The 14,516-nt window shown below is 69.2% G+C and carries 13 protein-coding genes, 1 tRNA gene and 1 riboswitch; of the genes, 4 read left to right on the top strand and 10 right to left on the bottom strand.

The window, feature by feature from the left end:
- Window positions 1-189 precede the first annotated feature (189 nt).
- Complete coding sequence (locus tag ABZ453_RS16580; RefSeq protein ID WP_356768741.1) at window positions 190-405, bottom strand: hypothetical protein; 216 nt, start codon at window positions 403-405, stop codon at window positions 190-192.
- A gap of 233 nt (window positions 406-638) precedes the next feature.
- Between ABZ453_RS16580 and ABZ453_RS16575 the strand changes: the two genes are divergently transcribed.
- A complete protein-coding gene (locus tag ABZ453_RS16575; RefSeq protein ID WP_359015665.1) occupies window positions 639-1,028 on the top strand; it encodes a helix-turn-helix transcriptional regulator in 390 nt (129 codons plus the stop codon).
- A 155-nt stretch (window positions 1,029-1,183) separates the two neighbouring features.
- A complete protein-coding gene (locus ABZ453_RS16570) occupies window positions 1,184-1,435 on the top strand; it encodes a hypothetical protein (RefSeq protein ID WP_308286659.1) in 252 nt (83 codons plus the stop codon).
- 144 nt (window positions 1,436-1,579) lie between these two features.
- Here the strand turns inward: ABZ453_RS16570 and ABZ453_RS16565 are convergent.
- Window positions 1,580-1,663, bottom strand: a tRNA-Leu gene (locus ABZ453_RS16565).
- Window positions 1,664-2,090: 427 nt separating this feature from the next.
- Between ABZ453_RS16565 and ABZ453_RS16560 the strand changes: the two genes are divergently transcribed.
- Together ABZ453_RS16560 and ABZ453_RS16555 are read left to right on the top strand one after the other, a co-directional pair.
- Window positions 2,091-2,864: an ABC transporter ATP-binding protein gene (locus tag ABZ453_RS16560; RefSeq protein ID WP_359015664.1), complete on the top strand. Its 774-nt coding sequence runs from the start codon at window positions 2,091-2,093 to the stop codon at window positions 2,862-2,864.
- Window positions 2,864-5,392 carry an FtsX-like permease family protein gene (locus tag ABZ453_RS16555; RefSeq protein WP_359015663.1) on the top strand — a complete coding sequence of 843 codons (2,529 nt, stop codon included), beginning with the start codon at window positions 2,864-2,866 and terminating at the stop codon, window positions 5,390-5,392. Before ABZ453_RS16560 ends, ABZ453_RS16555 begins: the two co-directional genes overlap by 1 nt.
- A 60-nt stretch (window positions 5,393-5,452) precedes the next feature.
- Here the strand turns inward: ABZ453_RS16555 and ABZ453_RS16550 are convergent, their stop codons facing one another.
- From ABZ453_RS16550 to ABZ453_RS16515, 8 genes are all read right to left on the bottom strand, one after another.
- Entirely contained in the window at window positions 5,453-6,748 is a 1,296-nt protein-coding gene (locus tag ABZ453_RS16550; RefSeq protein ID WP_359015662.1) for a cyclopropane-fatty-acyl-phospholipid synthase family protein, read from the bottom strand.
- A gap of 167 nt (window positions 6,749-6,915) precedes the next feature.
- Complete coding sequence (locus tag ABZ453_RS16545; protein ID WP_359015661.1) at window positions 6,916-8,292, bottom strand: NAD(P)/FAD-dependent oxidoreductase; 1,377 nt, start codon at window positions 8,290-8,292, stop codon at window positions 6,916-6,918.
- Between the two features lie 444 nt (window positions 8,293-8,736).
- Window positions 8,737-9,678: a Ppx/GppA phosphatase family protein gene (locus ABZ453_RS16540; RefSeq protein ID WP_359015660.1), complete on the bottom strand. Its 942-nt coding sequence runs from the start codon at window positions 9,676-9,678 to the stop codon at window positions 8,737-8,739.
- A complete protein-coding gene (locus ABZ453_RS16535; protein ID WP_359015659.1) occupies window positions 9,675-10,205 on the bottom strand; it encodes a DUF501 domain-containing protein in 531 nt (176 codons plus the stop codon). The genes ABZ453_RS16540 and ABZ453_RS16535 overlap by 4 nt, the downstream gene beginning before the upstream one ends.
- A 24-nt stretch (window positions 10,206-10,229) precedes the next feature.
- Window positions 10,230-10,706, bottom strand: coding sequence for a septum formation initiator family protein (locus tag ABZ453_RS16530; RefSeq protein ID WP_359015658.1), 477 nt, complete (start codon window positions 10,704-10,706; stop codon window positions 10,230-10,232).
- Between the two features lie 158 nt (window positions 10,707-10,864).
- A complete protein-coding gene (eno, locus tag ABZ453_RS16525) occupies window positions 10,865-12,151 on the bottom strand; it encodes a phosphopyruvate hydratase (RefSeq protein WP_359015657.1) in 1,287 nt (428 codons plus the stop codon).
- Window positions 12,152-12,467: 316 nt separating this feature from the next.
- Window positions 12,468-13,145, bottom strand: a complete 678-nt coding sequence (locus tag ABZ453_RS16520; protein ID WP_359015656.1) for a transglycosylase family protein — start codon at window positions 13,143-13,145, stop codon at window positions 12,468-12,470.
- 3 nt (window positions 13,146-13,148) lie between these two features.
- Window positions 13,149-13,319: riboswitch (cyclic di-AMP (ydaO/yuaA leader) on the bottom strand.
- A gap of 206 nt (window positions 13,320-13,525) precedes the next feature.
- Window positions 13,526-14,479, bottom strand: coding sequence for a transglycosylase family protein (locus ABZ453_RS16515; protein ID WP_359015655.1), 954 nt, complete (start codon window positions 14,477-14,479; stop codon window positions 13,526-13,528).
- Between the last annotated feature and the right edge of the window lie 37 nt (window positions 14,480-14,516).

The raw sequence follows: 14,516 nt of genomic DNA, 5'->3' as shown, positions 1-14,516 counted from the left end.
GTGCGCCGAGATGTTGGCGACGTGCTTGGTGACGTTGACCGTCTTGCCGAAGCTGAACTTCAGGCGACCGAGGGCCTCGCGACCCGGCAGCAGCTCGGCGGACTCGGTCTCCAGCTCGTTCATGTCCATGCTCATGACGGATGTCCTTTCGATGATGTTCTGGGTTCGTTCGGAGGTGGAGCGCGAGCGTTACTGCGTGACGTTGATGGCCTGGGCGGCGCCGGAGTCGGCCACCGACCACGAGGAGTGGTCGTTCAGGGCCGCGGACTCGTTGTGCGCCGAGATGTTGGCGACGTGCTTGGTGACGTTGACCGTCTTGCCGAAGCTGAACTTCAGGCGACCGAGGGCCTCGCGACCCGGCAGCAGCTCCGCGGACTCGGCCTCAAGCTCGTAGGCGTCCATCATGATCAGTTCCCCCTCAGGGATGGGCGTTTCCGATCGGACAGCGTCAGGTTCCCCCCGGACTCTGTCCAATCTGGTCGGACGAGCTGTCCAACGAGATTGGACACTAGGGCCTCGGAGGGCCGGTGCGCAAGCCGTTCCGGGAATCACCCTTTCGGCCCCCTGGGGACGCGACCGTAGAATCGGCCCTGACATGGACGGTCTTGCCGACACAGCCAGCAGGAAGTGACCCACCCGTGGCCAACGCACTGCAGCAGTTGATCCGTGAGCGCCTCGACCGCAAGGGCTGGTCCTACGGCGACGTGGCGCGCCGCGGCGGCATCCCGCGCTCCACCGTCCACCACCTGGCCACCGCCGACCGCGTCGTGCGCATGCCGCAGTCGGCCACCCTGGAGGGACTGTCCAAGGGCCTGGAACTCCCGTTGGACACCGTCCGCCGCGCCGCCGCGGAGGCCTGCGGCATCCACGTGTACGGCAGTCCCGAGGCCAGCGACACCCCCGCGGACCCCGAGGTCGACCTCCTCATCGCGAGCGTCCAGAAGCTCTCGTCGGACGACCGCCGCCATGTCGCGGCCCTGGTGGAGTCCCTGCTGGACCGGTCGTCGCCGCGTACACCCAAGGAGTGACGCCACCCGAACACGGATGCGTCGCATTCGGTCAAGTCGGAAAAGGAACGTCAACTACCCCCGAACACTCCAAGATCCCCCGCTAATCTCTCGTCCTGCCCGAGGAGCGAGACCCGCACGTCCACCCCGGGCTCCTTGGGGGGAATGTGTTGTTCGTGCATGGCGGACCGGCCACGGCCGTGGTCCGCGGGCCCGCGGGCCAGTCCGTCGTCCTGCTGTCCGGGGAACTGCCGGAGATACTCACCGAGGGGGCGGTCGCCGAGCTTGTCGACCTCGCCGCCGCGGTGCTGGACGCGGACGAACTGGAGCTGTTCCACAGCTGTCTGGACAGACTCCGCACCGACGGGATGCGTGCCGGCCGCCGGATCGAGGTCGAGGGCGCCGTCCTGACGGTCTACGAAGGCTGACGGTCTGACAAAGGCTGACGGGCACCACGAAGTCTGACGGTCCACGAAGTCTGACGGTCCATAAAAGGCGGACGGTCCGTGAAGGCCGATGCTCACGAAGGGTCACGCTCGCCTACGGAACGCTCCGTTCCGTAGGCGCGGAAGTGCCCGGAGCCGGACTTGAACCGGCACGCCCGCGAAGGGGCAGCGAGGTTTAAGCTCGCCGTGTCTGCATTCCACCATCCGGGCAGGCCATGGGCTCCGCGTCGAGGTCCCGAGCCTATCGGGATGCTTCCCCCGAACAGCCCGGACCGCAGCCCGATGTTGTCTTATTTTATTGATGTCTGAGGGTGCATCAGCACATGGAACACGCCATCCGCACTTGCCAGTAGCCTTACGCCCGACACCCGCGCGCGCATACGGAATGACGGAATTTCACCGCCCGAACGAGGGTGCTCCACCGGTTCTCGACGCCCCCCGGCACAAGCGCTTGCCATGTACTCGGCAAAGCGAGTTCTCAGGGGCCCCCGTCATCCCCAGGTATGACGCAGCGTCGACGGGTCCGACCCGAGTCGCCCCCCGGAACCGGAACTGCGACTGACTACACGGGCATCCCCGGCCCCCACGATGGAACACGTCCCCTTCCAAGACGTCGTCCCTCGAGGAGAGCCTTCCCGTGACCACCACACCCGTCGCCGGCCGGGCCACCGCAACGGTGGCCGCACGCGCCACGGACCTGTCGAAGATCTACGGACAGGGCGAGACCCAGGTGGTCGCCCTGGACCGGGTCTCCGTCGACTTCCGGCAGGCCGAGTTCACCGCGATCATGGGCCCCTCCGGCTCGGGCAAGTCCACGCTGATGCACTGCGTGGCCGGCCTCGACACCTTCTCCTCCGGCTCGGTGCGCATCGGCGAGACCGAGCTCGGCTCGCTGAAGGACAAGCAGCTCACCAAGCTGCGCCGGGACAAGATCGGCTTCATCTTCCAGGCCTTCAACCTGCTGCCGACCCTGACGGCCCTGGAGAACATCACCCTCCCGATGGACATCGCCGGGCGGAAACCGGACAAGCAGTGGCTCGACCGCGTCATCGAGATGGTCGGCCTGAGGGACCGTCTCGGCCACCGCCCCTCCCAGCTCTCCGGCGGCCAGCAGCAGCGGGTCGCCGTGGCCCGTGCCCTCGCCTCCCGGCCCGACATCATCTTCGGCGACGAGCCCACCGGAAACCTCGACTCCCGCTCCGGGGCCGAGGTGCTGGGCTTCCTGCGCAACTCCGTACGGGAGTTGGGGCAGACCGTCGTCATGGTCACCCACGACCCGGTCGCCGCCGCCTACGCGGACCGCGTCGTCTTCCTCGCCGACGGCCGGATCGTCGACGAGATGTACCGGCCGACGGCCGAGAACGTCCTGGACTTCCTGAAGCAGTTCGACGCGAAGGGCCGCATCAGCTGATGTTCCGCACCGCCCTGCGCAACGTACTCGCGCACAAGGCCAGGCTGCTGATGACCGTGCTCGCCGTGATGCTCGGCGTCGCGTTCGTCTCGGGCACGCTGGTCTTCACCAACACCATCTCCGACGCCTTCCAGAAGAGTTCGGCCAAGGGCTTCGACCAGGTCGACGTGGCCGTGCGGGCCAAGTACCAGGAGGACAAGGGCAACACGGTCGGCAAGACGCCCGAACTGACCCAGGCGATGCTGGACAAGAGCGCCAGGGTGCCGGGGGCCGCCGACGCCATCGGAGTCGTGAGCGGCTTCACCGCCATCGCCGACAAGGACGGCAAGCTCATCGGCGGCGGCTTCCGCTCCGAGGGCGGCAACTACTGGGGCGGCAAGGACCCGCGCTACCCGCTGAAGGACGGCAGCGCGCCGCACGGCGCGAACCAGGTCGCCATCGACACGGACACCGCCAGGCGCGCCGGCTACAAGGTCGGCGACACCGTGCGGATCTCCGTGGACGGCCCGGTCCTCAAGCCCGTCATCAGCGGGATCTTCACCACCGACGACGGCAATGTCGCCGCCGGCGGCAGCCTCGCCCTCTTCGACACCGCCACCGCGCAGAAGCTGTTCGGCAGGGCGGGCACGTACGACGAGATCGACGTGAAGGCCGCCTCCGGGACCTCCCAGACCGCGCTGAAGACCTCCCTCGACGGCGCGCTGGGCACCCGGCTCGTCGAGACCACCACCGGCAAGCAACTCGCCGACGACCAGGCGCAGCAGATCTCGTCGTCGATGAGCGGGCTCAAGCAGGGTCTGCTGGTCTTCGCCGGCATCGCCCTCTTCGTCGGCACGTTCATCATCGCCAACACCTTCACCATGCTGGTCGCCCAGCGCACCAAGGAGCTGGCGCTGCTGCGCGCGGTCGGCGCCTCCCGCCGCCAGGTCACCCGCTCGGTGCTGATCGAGGCGTTCGTGGTGGGCGCGGTCGCGGGCGTCACCGGCCTCGTCGCGGGCATCGGCATCGGGGCGGCGCTGCGCTCCCTCATGAACACCCTCGGCGCGACGGTCCCGGACGGACCGCTGGTCATCACGCCGGGCACGGTCGCGAGCGCCCTCGCGGTCGGCGTCGTCATCACCGTGCTGGCCGCCTGGCTGCCCGGCCGCCGGGCCGCGAAGATCCCGCCGGTGGCCGCGATGAGCAGCCTGCACGCGAAGGCGACGACCAAGTCGCTGGTGCTGCGCAACACGCTGGGCGCGCTGTTCAGCGCCGCGGGCGTGGCGACCGTGCTGGCCGCCACGTCGATGAACGGCAGCGACGGCCAGGCCCCGATGGGGCTCGGCGCGGTCCTGCTGATCATCGGCGTCTTCATCCTCACACCGCTGCTGTCCCGCCCGCTGATCGCGGCCGCCGCACCGGTGCTGCGCGTCTTCGGCGTCTCCGGCAAGCTGGCCCGGCAGAACTCGGTGCGCAACCCGCGCCGTACGGCCGCCACCGCCTCCGCGCTGATGATCGGCCTCACCCTGATCACCGGCATGACGGTGATGGCGGGCAGTCTGCAGAAGTCCATCGACAAGATGGCGAGTTCGGCGATCCGCGCGGACTACGTGGTCTCCATGGCGAACGGCAACGAGCTCTCGCCCGACGTCGAGAAGAAGGTGTCCGCCACCGAGGGCGTCACCGCCACCAGCCCGCTGCGCAACGTCTATTCGCGCATCGACGGCACGGGCGAGTCCCTGACCGGCGTCAACGGGTCGGCCATCGGCGGGCTCACCGACCTCAAGCTCGACAGCGGTACCTTCGAGGTCGGCGGCGCCCAGGCCGTCGTCGACAAGGAGACCGCCAAGTCCCACGGCTGGAAGGCGGGTTCGTCCTTCACCGCGCACTACGAGGACGGCAGGTCCTCGCGTCTGACGGTCTCCGGCGTCTACGAGGGCAACGAGCTGATCCGGGGCATCCTGCTCGACAGCTCCGTCGTCACCCCGCACGTGAAGGACCCCGGCGACATGCAGGTCCTGGTGAAGACCGCCGACGGCGCGTCCGACGCGACCAAGGACCGGCTGGAGAAGGCGCTCGGCTCCAACCCGGCCATCAAGGTCCAGGACAAGAAGGACCTCTCCAACAGCATCGCGCAGACCTTCACCCTGATCCTGAACATGGTCTACGGCCTGCTCGCCATGGCGGTGGTCGTCGCGGTCCTCGGGGTCATCAACACCCTGGCCATGTCGGTCTTCGAGCGCTCCCAGGAGATCGGGATGCTCCGCGCGATCGGCCTGGACCGCAAGTCCGTCAAGCGGATGGTCCGTCTGGAGTCCCTGGTTATCTCCCTGTTCGGCGGAGTGCTCGGCATCGGCCTGGGCGTCTTCTTCGGCTGGGCGGCCGGCGAGCTGCTCGGCACGAAGATGCCGACGTACGAACTGGTCCTGCCCTGGACCCGGATGGCGGTCTTCCTTCTGCTGGCCGCCACGGTCGGCGTCCTCGCCGCCCTCTGGCCGGCCCGCCGCGCGGCCCGCCTGAACATGCTGTCGGCCATCAAGTCCGAGTAGCGGCACGGCAGTCGGGGCCCCGTCCGGCGACCGGACGGGGCCCCTTCGCACATACGCGGCTCAGGCACCCCAGGTCCGGGCCCGCAACGGCATCCCGGACGCGCCACCCTCCGCGGTGCGCACCGCGAGCACCTGGTTGACGCCGATACGGTTGCGCTCGAAGGAGAGCGCGGAGGCGGCCATGTACAGTCGCCAGACGCGGGCCCGCCCCGCCCCGGCCAGCCGCACCGCGCGCGCCCAGTCGGCCTCCAGGTTGGCCACCCAGCGGCGCAGGGTGAGCCCGTAGTGCTCCCGGATCGCCTCGACGTCCAGTACCTCGAACCCGGCCCGCTCCAGCTGGGTGACGGTGGTCCCGACCGGGGCGAGCTCCCCGTCGGGGAACACGTACGCGTCGATGAACTCGTCGACGTCGTACGACGATTCGTCGCGCTGCGGACGACGGCCGATCTGGTGGTTGAGCAGCCGCCCGCCGGGCCGCAGCAGCCGGTACAGGTTCTCCGCGTACTCCAGGTACCGGTCGGCGCCCACGTGTTCGGCCATGCCGATGGAGGAGATGGCGTCGTAGGGCCCGTCGGCGACGTCCCGGTAGTCCTGCACCCTGATCTCCACCAGGTCGGTCAGACCCCCGTCGGCGGCCCGTTTACGGGCGTACGCGGCCTGTTCCTGGGAAAGGGTGATGCCGACGACGCGCACGCCGTACTCGCGGGCCGCGTGGAGGGCCATCGAACCCCAGCCGCAGCCGACGTCCAGCAGCCGCTGACCCTCCGTCAGTCCCAGCTTGCGGCAGACGAGATCGAGCTTGTCGCGCTGGGCCTGTTCGAGCGTGGCGTCCGGGGCGGGCCAGTAGGCGCACGAGTAGACCATCGACGGGCCGAGGACGATCTCGTAGAAGTCGTTGCCGACGTCGTAGTGGTGGCTGATGGCCCGTCTGTCGGTGCGCTTGGTGTGCAGATGGGCGCGGGCCCTGCGCACCTCCTCGCGGGGCGGCGCGGGCGGCAGCGGCAGCCCGGCGATCCTCACGAGTCCCAGGGCGGCGGCCCGTACCTTCGGGTCCCGCAGCGCCTGCAGCAGGGTCCTGGCGCCCTCCCCGCGCTCCCAGACGAGCTCCGCCATCAGGTCCAGGGTCTGGTACAGATCGCCCTCGATCTCCAGGTCCCCGGCGACCCAGGCCCGGGCCAGCCCCAGCTCCCCCGGTTTCCACAGCAGTCGGCGCACCGCCCGGCGGTTGCGCACGACCAGCGCCGGTGCGTCCGGCGGCCCCGCCTGCGAACCGTCCCAGGCGCGGATCCGCACCGGCAACGGCACTCCCAGCAACTGCTCGACGAGGCTCTTCAGCCGCAGTGCGGCGTCAGCCATGGCGCACACCTCCGTGACGAGATCCCGGAATGTCCCATACCCACGAAAACATCGTTGAGGTGGCCGCGCAGTCCCCCACGGCTGTTACGGATCAGAAAAAACCCGAAGGGCCTCCCGCACCACGGATGGCGGGAGGCCCTTCGGTTCGTTCAGCGACCGGAAACCGGTCAGGAGGCCTTGGCCTCGGTCTTCTTCGGCTCGGCGGCCGGCACCGGACGGGCGGCCTCGTAGAACTCCTCGCGCGGGTGCTCCATCGCCCCGAGGGAGACGACCTCACGCTTGAGGAACATGCCGAGGGTCCAGTCGGCGAAGACGCGGACCTTGCGGTTCCAGGTCGGCATCGCGAGGCCGTGGTAGCCACGGTGCATGTACCAGGCGAGACGGCCCTTGACCTTGATCTTCATCTTGCCCATGACGATCATCGCGACGCCCTTGTGGAGGCCGAGACCGGCCACCGCGCCCTTGTTGGCGTGGCTGTAGTCCTTCTGCGGGAAGCCACGCATACCGGAGATCACGTTGTCGCCGAGGACCTTGGCCTGGCGCAGCGCGTGCTGGGCGTTCGGCGGGCACCAGGCGTTCTCGTTGCCCGCCTTGCGGCCGACGAGGTCCGGGACCTGGGCGTTGTCGCCGGCGGCCCAGATGTAGTCGGTGCCCTTGACCTGGAGGGTCGGCTCGCAGTCGACGTGACCGCGGGGGCCGAGCGGCAGGCCGTAGCGGGCGAGGGCCGGGTTGGGCTTCACACCGGCGGTCCACACGATGGTGTTGGAGTCGACCTCGAGGCCGTTCTTGAGCACCACGTGGCCGTCGACGCAGGAGTCCATCGAGGTGGAGAGGTAGATCTCCACACCGCGGCTCTCCAGGTGCTCCTTGCCGTAGGCGCCCAGCTTGGGGCCGACCTCGGGCAGGATCTTGTCGGCGGCGTCGACGAGGATGAAGCGCATGTCCTCGCGGGAGACGTTCTTGTAGTACTTGGCCGCGTCGCGGGCCAGGTCCTCGACCTCACCGATGGTCTCGGCACCGGCGAAGCCGCCGCCGATGAAGACGAAGGTGAGCGCCTTGCGGCGGATCTCCTCGTCGGTGGTGGAGTCGGCCTTGTCCAGCTGCTCGAGGACGTGGTTGCGCAGGCCGATGGCCTCCTCGATGCCCTTCATGCCGATGCCCTGCTCGGCGAGGCCGGGGATCGGGAAGGTGCGGGAGACCGCGCCGAGCGCGATCACCAGGTAGTCGAAGGGCAGCTCGTACGCCTCGCCGACCAGCGGGGCGATCGTGGCGACCTTGCGGTCCTGGTCGATGGTGGTGACCCGGCCGGTGAGGACCTCCGCCTTCGGCAGCACGCGTCGCAGCGGGACGACGACGTGGCGCGGGGAGATGTTGCCGGCGGCGGTTTCGGGGAGGAAGGGCTGGTAGGTCATGTACGACCGGGGGTCGACGACCGTGACGGTCGCCTCTCCGTAGCGCATCTTCTTCTGGATGCGCCGAGCTGCGTACAGGCCTACGTACCCACCGCCTACTACGAGGATCCTGGGACGCTCCGTGGTGCTCATGGCATCGAGTATCCACCCGCCCCAGGGGGGTAGCTCGTGCGCCCCTTCACAAGCTCTTGCAGGGGGTGTGTTATTCTGCGCGACCCGCGTGCCGTGGATCATGGTCGGGTGGGGAACCCCCCGCCCGGTACGACCCGTTGTCAATGCCGCGTGAGCAGCCCCTCCGGCCTGATGACGCTCCCGTGAACGGCTCGAAACAACCCTCCGGAAGCCCCTTCCCCCGCCCCCTTACACGCTCCTATTGAACGTGTTCAAGGGCCTGTTGGACCCCCGGAAGGCCCAAGCGGGGCCTTTTCGTGGTTCGACACGGTGGAATTCCTTGTGAAGAACTTCACGAACTTTCCCGGCGGCGCGTCACCGAGGGGCCCGCGAGGGCCCCTCGATCATGCTCAGACGCTACCCGACCTGCTCGTCCGAGTGCTACCGATCAGTAACAAACGAGACCTACGCCACCGACCACGCGATGCCGTCGAGGATGTCGTGCTCGCTGACGACGACCTCCCCCGCACCGGTCCGCTCCATGATCGACAGCAGCACGAGGGCCCCGGCGGCGATGACGTCGACACGGCCGGGATGCATGGACGGTACGGCGGCCCGCTCGGCGTGGGTGGAGTGCAGCAGCCAGTCGGTGATCTCCCGGACGCGTTCGAGGGAGACCCGGGAGTGATGGATGCGGGCGGAGTCGTACTCGGGCAGGTCCTGGGCGATGGCCGAGACGGTCGTCACCGACCCCGCGAGCCCGACCAGGGTGCGCGCCTCACGCAGCGGGACCGTCTCCTCTGCGAGGTCCAGGGCCCGCTCGATGTCGGCCCGCATGGCGGCGATCTGCTCCTCGGTGGGCGGGTCGGTCACGGCGCCCTCCCGGACCAGGTGCCGCTCGGTCATCCGCACACAGCCGACGTCCACGGAGCGGGCCGCCCGCACGTGGTCCTCACCGACCACGAACTCGGTTGACCCGCCGCCGATGTCCACGACCAGGTACGGCCTGTCGAGGTGATCGGCGCCGGCCAGCTCCCTGGTCGCCCCGGTGAAGGAGAACTCGGCCTCCTGGTCGCCGGAGATGACCTCCGGCTCCACGCCCAGGATGTCGAGGACCCCGCGCACGAACTCGTCCCGGTTCTCCGCGTCCCGGGAGGCGGAGGTGGCCACGAACCGCAGCCGCTCGGCGCCGTGCTCCTTGATGACGGCCGCGTACTCGCGGCAGGCGGCGAAGGTCCGCTCCAGCGCCTCGGGCGCGAGCCGCCCGGTCCGGTCGACGCCCTGCCCGAGCCGCACGATGGTCATGCGCCGGTCCAGATCGACCAGTTCCCCGGTCCGGGGGTCCGCGTCGGCGACGAGCAGCCGGATGGAGTTCGTACCGCAGTCGACGGCGGCGACACGGGTCACTTCTCGTCCTCCTTAGCGGGCGTCACGCAGGTCCCCTTGGCCCACCACTGGGGCAGCATGGCGATCGCCTCGTCGCCGAGCGGGTTCACACCCGGGCCGGCGGCCAGCGCATGCGCCACCAGGACGTGCAGGCACTTCACCCGGTCCGGCATGCCACCGGCGCTGGGGAAACCGGTCAGCTCCTCGATCTCGTCCCGGCGCCGGACGTAGTCCTCGTGCGCGGCACGGTACGCGGCGGCCAGCTCGGGATCCGTCCCCAGCCGCTCCGTCATCTCCTTCATCACCCCGTTCGCCTCCAGCGTGCCGATGGCGGAGTTCGCCTTGGGGCACGTCAGGTAGTACAGGGTGGGGAAGGGGGTGCCGTCGGGAAGACGGGGCGCCGTCTCCACGACGTCCGGCTGCCCGCACGGGCACCGGTGGGCGATGGCGCGCAGGCCGCGCGGCGGACGCCCGAGCTGCTGCTTGAAGGCCTCGACATCCGCGTCGGTGGGCTCGGTGCGCGGGGTGGTCGGCGGAGGCGTTTCCACTACGAACTTGTCTCTCTCGTCACGTCACTGGTCGGAGGCGTCGGACTTGTCGACCCCGTCCCAGACATTGGCGTACCAGGGCCGGTCAGCGGTCCCGACGTCGGCGCGGGACTGCTTGGCCGCGTCCGGGTCGATCACGACGTACCCCGTCTCGCCCGGCATCACATAGTGCAGCCGCTGCCGGATCTGCTGCTCGGCGTAGGCGTCGTCCTGCCAGCGCGCCTTGAGGTCGCGCAGCTGCTCGACCCGCTGTCGCTCCTGTTGCTGCTGCCGCTCCATGTCGGAGATCTGGGCGCGCTGGGAGACGTACTGGCGCATCGGATAGGCCAGCGCCACCACCAGCGTGCACAGCACGAGCGCGAGCAGGGCCGCGCGGCCGGTGAGGCGGGAGCGGCGGGCCTGCCGACGGGTCTGGGAGCGGTACACACGGGCGGCGGTCTGCTCGCCGAGCAGCCGCAGTCTGGTCGCGGTGGAGAACCGGTCCCGGTCCTTCACGGCCATGTTCCCCGCCTCCCGTCACACGTGCGTACGTCCCCGCACACGGTACGGGACCGGTACGGGGACGTACGTACGACTGGCTAAGGCTTAACCCCGTAAGGATCAGCCGTTGACGGTGCTCAGCCCTTGGTGCTCAGCCCTTGGCGCTCAGCCCTTCGTGCTCAGCCCTTGAAGCGCGGGAACGCGCTGCGTCCCGCGTACACCGCCGCGTCGTCGAGGATCTCCTCGATGCGCAGCAGCTGGTTGTACTTGGCGACGCGCTCGGAGCGGGCCGGGGCGCCGGTCTTGATCTGCCCGCAGTTGGTGGCGACGGCCAGGTCGGCGATGGTGACGTCCTCCGTCTCGCCGGAACGGTGCGACATCATGCACTTGAAGCCGTTGCGCTGGGCGAGCTCGACGGCGTCCAGGGTCTCCGTCAGCGAGCCGATCTGGTTCACCTTCACGAGCAGGGCGTTCGCGGTGCCCTCCTCGATGCCGCGGGCGAGGCGCTCGGGGTTGGTGACGAACAGGTCGTCGCCGACGATCTGGACCTTGTCGCCGAGCTTGTCGGCGAGCACCTTCCAGCCGGCCCAGTCGTCCTCGAACAGCGGGTCCTCGATGGAGACCAGCGGGTAGGCGGCGACGAGCTCCTCGTAGTACTCGGTCATCTCGGCGGCCGAGCGGGACTTGCCCTCGAACTCGTACTTGCCGTCCTTGTAGAACTCGGACGCGGCGACGTCGAGCGCGAGCGCGATCTGCTCGCCCGGGACGTACCCGGCCTGCTTGATCGCCTCGAGGATGAGGTCGAGGGCGGCGCGGTTGGACTCGAGGTTCGGGGCGAAGCCGCCCTCGTCGCCGAGGCCGGTGGCCAGGCCCTTGCCCTTCAGGACCTTCTTCAGGGTGTGGTAGACCTCCGCACCCCAGCGCAGCGCCTCGGAGAAGGACTCCGCGCCGATCGGGGCGATCATGAACTCCTGGATGTCCACGTTGGAGTCGGCGTGCGAGCCGCCGTTCAGGATGTTCATCATCGGCACCGGCAGCAGGTGCGCGTTCGGGCCGCCCAGGTAGCGGAAGAGCGGGAGGTCGCTGGCCTCGGAGGCGGCGTGGGCGACGGCGAGGGAGACGCCGAGGATGGCGTTGGCACCCAGGGAGCCCTTGTTGTCGGTGGCGTCCAGGTCGAACATCGCCTGGTCGATCAGGCGCTGCTCGGTGGCGTCGTACCCGACCAGCTCCGGGCCGATCTGCTCGATGACGGCGAGGACGGCCTTCTCGACGCCCTTGCCCTGGTAGCGGTTGGGGTCACCGTCGCGGAGCTCGATGGCCTCGAAGGCACCCGTGGAGGCGCCGGACGGGACGGCGGCACGACCCGTGCTGCCGTCGTCGAGGCCGACCTCGACCTCGACCGTGGGGTTGCCTCGGGAGTCCAGGATTTCCCGGGCTACGACGACGTCGATGGACGGCACGAGCATCTCCTTCTTCCATGTGACGCGGCTGTGAAGCGCCGCGGTGGCTCTGCGAGACGAGCCTAACCGCCCAAGGCCGATCGGCCACGCCGCCGACCATCTCTTGGGCAGAACCGAGAGTAAATTGTTTCTGAACGGAACAAAGAGGGTGGGGCGCTCCCGCGTGAAAACGGCGCGAGCATCCGCGCATGAAAAAGCCCCGCCCCGGTGCGTACGGGGGAACACGCACCGGAGCGGGGAGCCCGTGGGGACGGGGAGGGGGAGGCCCTCACGCGTCCTCCGCACTGGGGGACACGGCTGTCAGGGCCCTGTGGTTCAGCTATTACTTCAGGTGCAGCTGCTGACCCGGGTAGATCAGGTTGGCGTCGGCGATGATGTCCTTGTTCAGCTCGAACAGCTTCTTCCAGCCGCCCTTGACGCCGTGCTTGGCGGCGATGGAGCTGAGGGTGTCACCCTTGACGACCTTGTACTCGCCGTCACCCTTCTTGACCTTCTTGCCGGTCGGGGTGGTGACGGTCTTCTGGCTCTTGTGGGTCTTGGCGGCCGGACGCTCGGAGGAGCGGGAGGCGGCCTGCGACTCGGTCGAGCGGTTCGTGGTGCCGCTGGAGGCGCTCGCGCCGTTGTACGCGGCGCTGGACAGGCCCTTGCCGCAGACCGGCCAGGCGCCCTTGCCCTGGGAGGCGAGGACCTTCTCGGCGACGGCTATCTGCTGCGCCTTGCCGGCCTGGTTGGCCTGCGGGGCGTAGGCGGTGCCGCCGTACGCGGCCCAGGTGGAGGCGGAGAACTGCAGGCCGCCGTAGTAACCGTTGCCGGTGTTGATGGACCAGTTGCCGCCCGACTCGCACTGGGCGACCGCGTCCCACTGGGAGGCGGTGGCGGCGGAGGCGTTGCCGGCCGCCATCAGCGGAGCGGCGATGGCGACACCGGTGACACCGGCGAGCGCGGCGGCACGGGTGGCCTTGGACGGACGACGGTGCTTGCCCTTGCCGGAAAACAGCATGGTTGATCCCCTCACCGACGCCTGCGAGGTGAGCTGTCGGGTTCGGGCCGGTTGAGTTGCCCGGCCGCGTCCTCGCTTCCACGAGACGCGGCTCCACCCCAAGCCGCCACCGTCAACTGCCCGGTGGGGCACTTACCTTGGGTCCCCCGCTCCTGCCTACGGCGCTGTCAAGCGACGACTGTTCCCGTACGGCCACTGGCAGGATTCGGCGTTGCGGCCGTCGGGGCTCGGATTGCCGAGCGGTGAAGACCGTAGACACGGAATCGGCGGAATTTCAAAGACGATCAGGGCTTCTGAGACTCATCCCACACTTTCGCCAAACCGGACATTCAGTGCGAAGTGTGACGTGAACTCCCGTCTTTTTCCGCCCCGTTCGCCCCTTATTCAACCGGAAGTTCGAGCGTCTGACCGGCGGAGACATGGTTCGGGTCGGCACCGATGGCCTGCTTGTTCGCGCCGTAGAGCGCGCGCCATCCGCCGTCCAGGCCAAGGCTGTCGGCGATGGAGCCGAGGGTGTCACCGGCGCGCACGGTGTACGTGCCGCCCTTGGCGCTCTCGGTGACGGCCCCCTCGGCGCTCGCGCCGCGGTGCCGTCCGGTGCCCGTGGCGGAGGCGACGGCGCCGGTGTCGACGAGGCTCCAAGAGCCCACCGCCTGCCGCTCATTGTCCGAGTCGCGGCTTTTCGACCGACCTGTCGACGGGCTGTCGGCCGTCCGTGAATCCGAGGGAGACGCGGAAGGTGAGGCCGAGTTGTCCGATTTGCTGGACTTGCCCGCCGATGCGGAGGGAGAGCCGGTGGAGGCGGAGGGCGACGGCGAGCCGTCCGTCGAGGAGGAGTCACCCACCGAGTCGCCCGAGGAGTTGGACAGGCCGGTGGAGCCGGACCCGCCCGAGGCGTCGGACGAACCGGACGAACCGGACGAACCGCCGGACACGCCGGTGTCGATGTCCACCGAGGCCGAGTCCTTGGTCAGCCCGGAGGTCAGTCCACAGGTATGGAAGGCGCCGACGCCCTCGGCGTCGAGGATCTTCTCGGCGACGGCTATCTGCTGGTTGCGGCTGGCGAGGTCGGGGCGCTCGGCGTAGTCGAGGCCGCCGTACTTGTCCCAGTCGTCCTGGGTCAGCTTCAGGCCGCCGTAGAAGCCGCCGCTGTTCTCGCTCCAGGAGCCGCCGGTCTCGCAGTTCGCCACCTTGTCCCACGTGGTCCCGTCGGCCGCGTTCGCGCTCGCCGCACCGAGGAGCGGGATGGCGATGGCGGAGCCGGTCACGCCGGCCGCGACGAGCAGGGCCGGAGCCTGGCGGGGGCGACGGTGACGACCGTTCCCGGAGAGCATGTGCGGGGCCTTTCGCGAGACAGTACTGACCACGGCG

This window comes from Streptomyces sp. NPDC005799, from assembly GCF_040630525.1.
Classification (GTDB): Bacteria; Actinomycetota; Actinomycetes; order Streptomycetales; family Streptomycetaceae; genus Streptomyces; species Streptomyces griseorubiginosus_B.
Note: the sequence above shows the minus strand (reverse complement) of the source record. Positions and strands in the feature narration are given on the sequence as shown.

Bases quoted from the DNA above. Each gene is read 5' to 3' on its own strand.
- ABZ453_RS16515 (WP_359015655.1), bottom strand. From the start codon at position 14,479: ATGCTCTCCGGGAACGGTCGTCACCGTCGCCCCCGCCAGGCTCCGGCC.
- ABZ453_RS16550 (WP_359015662.1), bottom strand. From the start codon at position 6,748: ATGGCTGACGCCGCACTGCGGCTGAAGAGCCTCGTCGAGCAGTTGCTG.
- ABZ453_RS16520 (WP_359015656.1), bottom strand. From the start codon at position 13,145: ATGCTGTTTTCCGGCAAGGGCAAGCACCGTCGTCCGTCCAAGGCCACC.
- ABZ453_RS16545 (WP_359015661.1), bottom strand. From the start codon at position 8,292: ATGAGCACCACGGAGCGTCCCAGGATCCTCGTAGTAGGCGGTGGGTAC.
- eno (WP_359015657.1), bottom strand. From the start codon at position 12,151: ATGCTCGTGCCGTCCATCGACGTCGTCGTAGCCCGGGAAATCCTGGAC.
- ABZ453_RS16555 (WP_359015663.1), top strand. From the start codon at position 2,864: ATGTTCCGCACCGCCCTGCGCAACGTACTCGCGCACAAGGCCAGGCTG.
- ABZ453_RS16530 (WP_359015658.1), bottom strand. From the start codon at position 10,706: ATGGCCGTGAAGGACCGGGACCGGTTCTCCACCGCGACCAGACTGCGG.
- ABZ453_RS16580 (WP_356768741.1), bottom strand. From the start codon at position 405: ATGATGGACGCCTACGAGCTTGAGGCCGAGTCCGCGGAGCTGCTGCCG.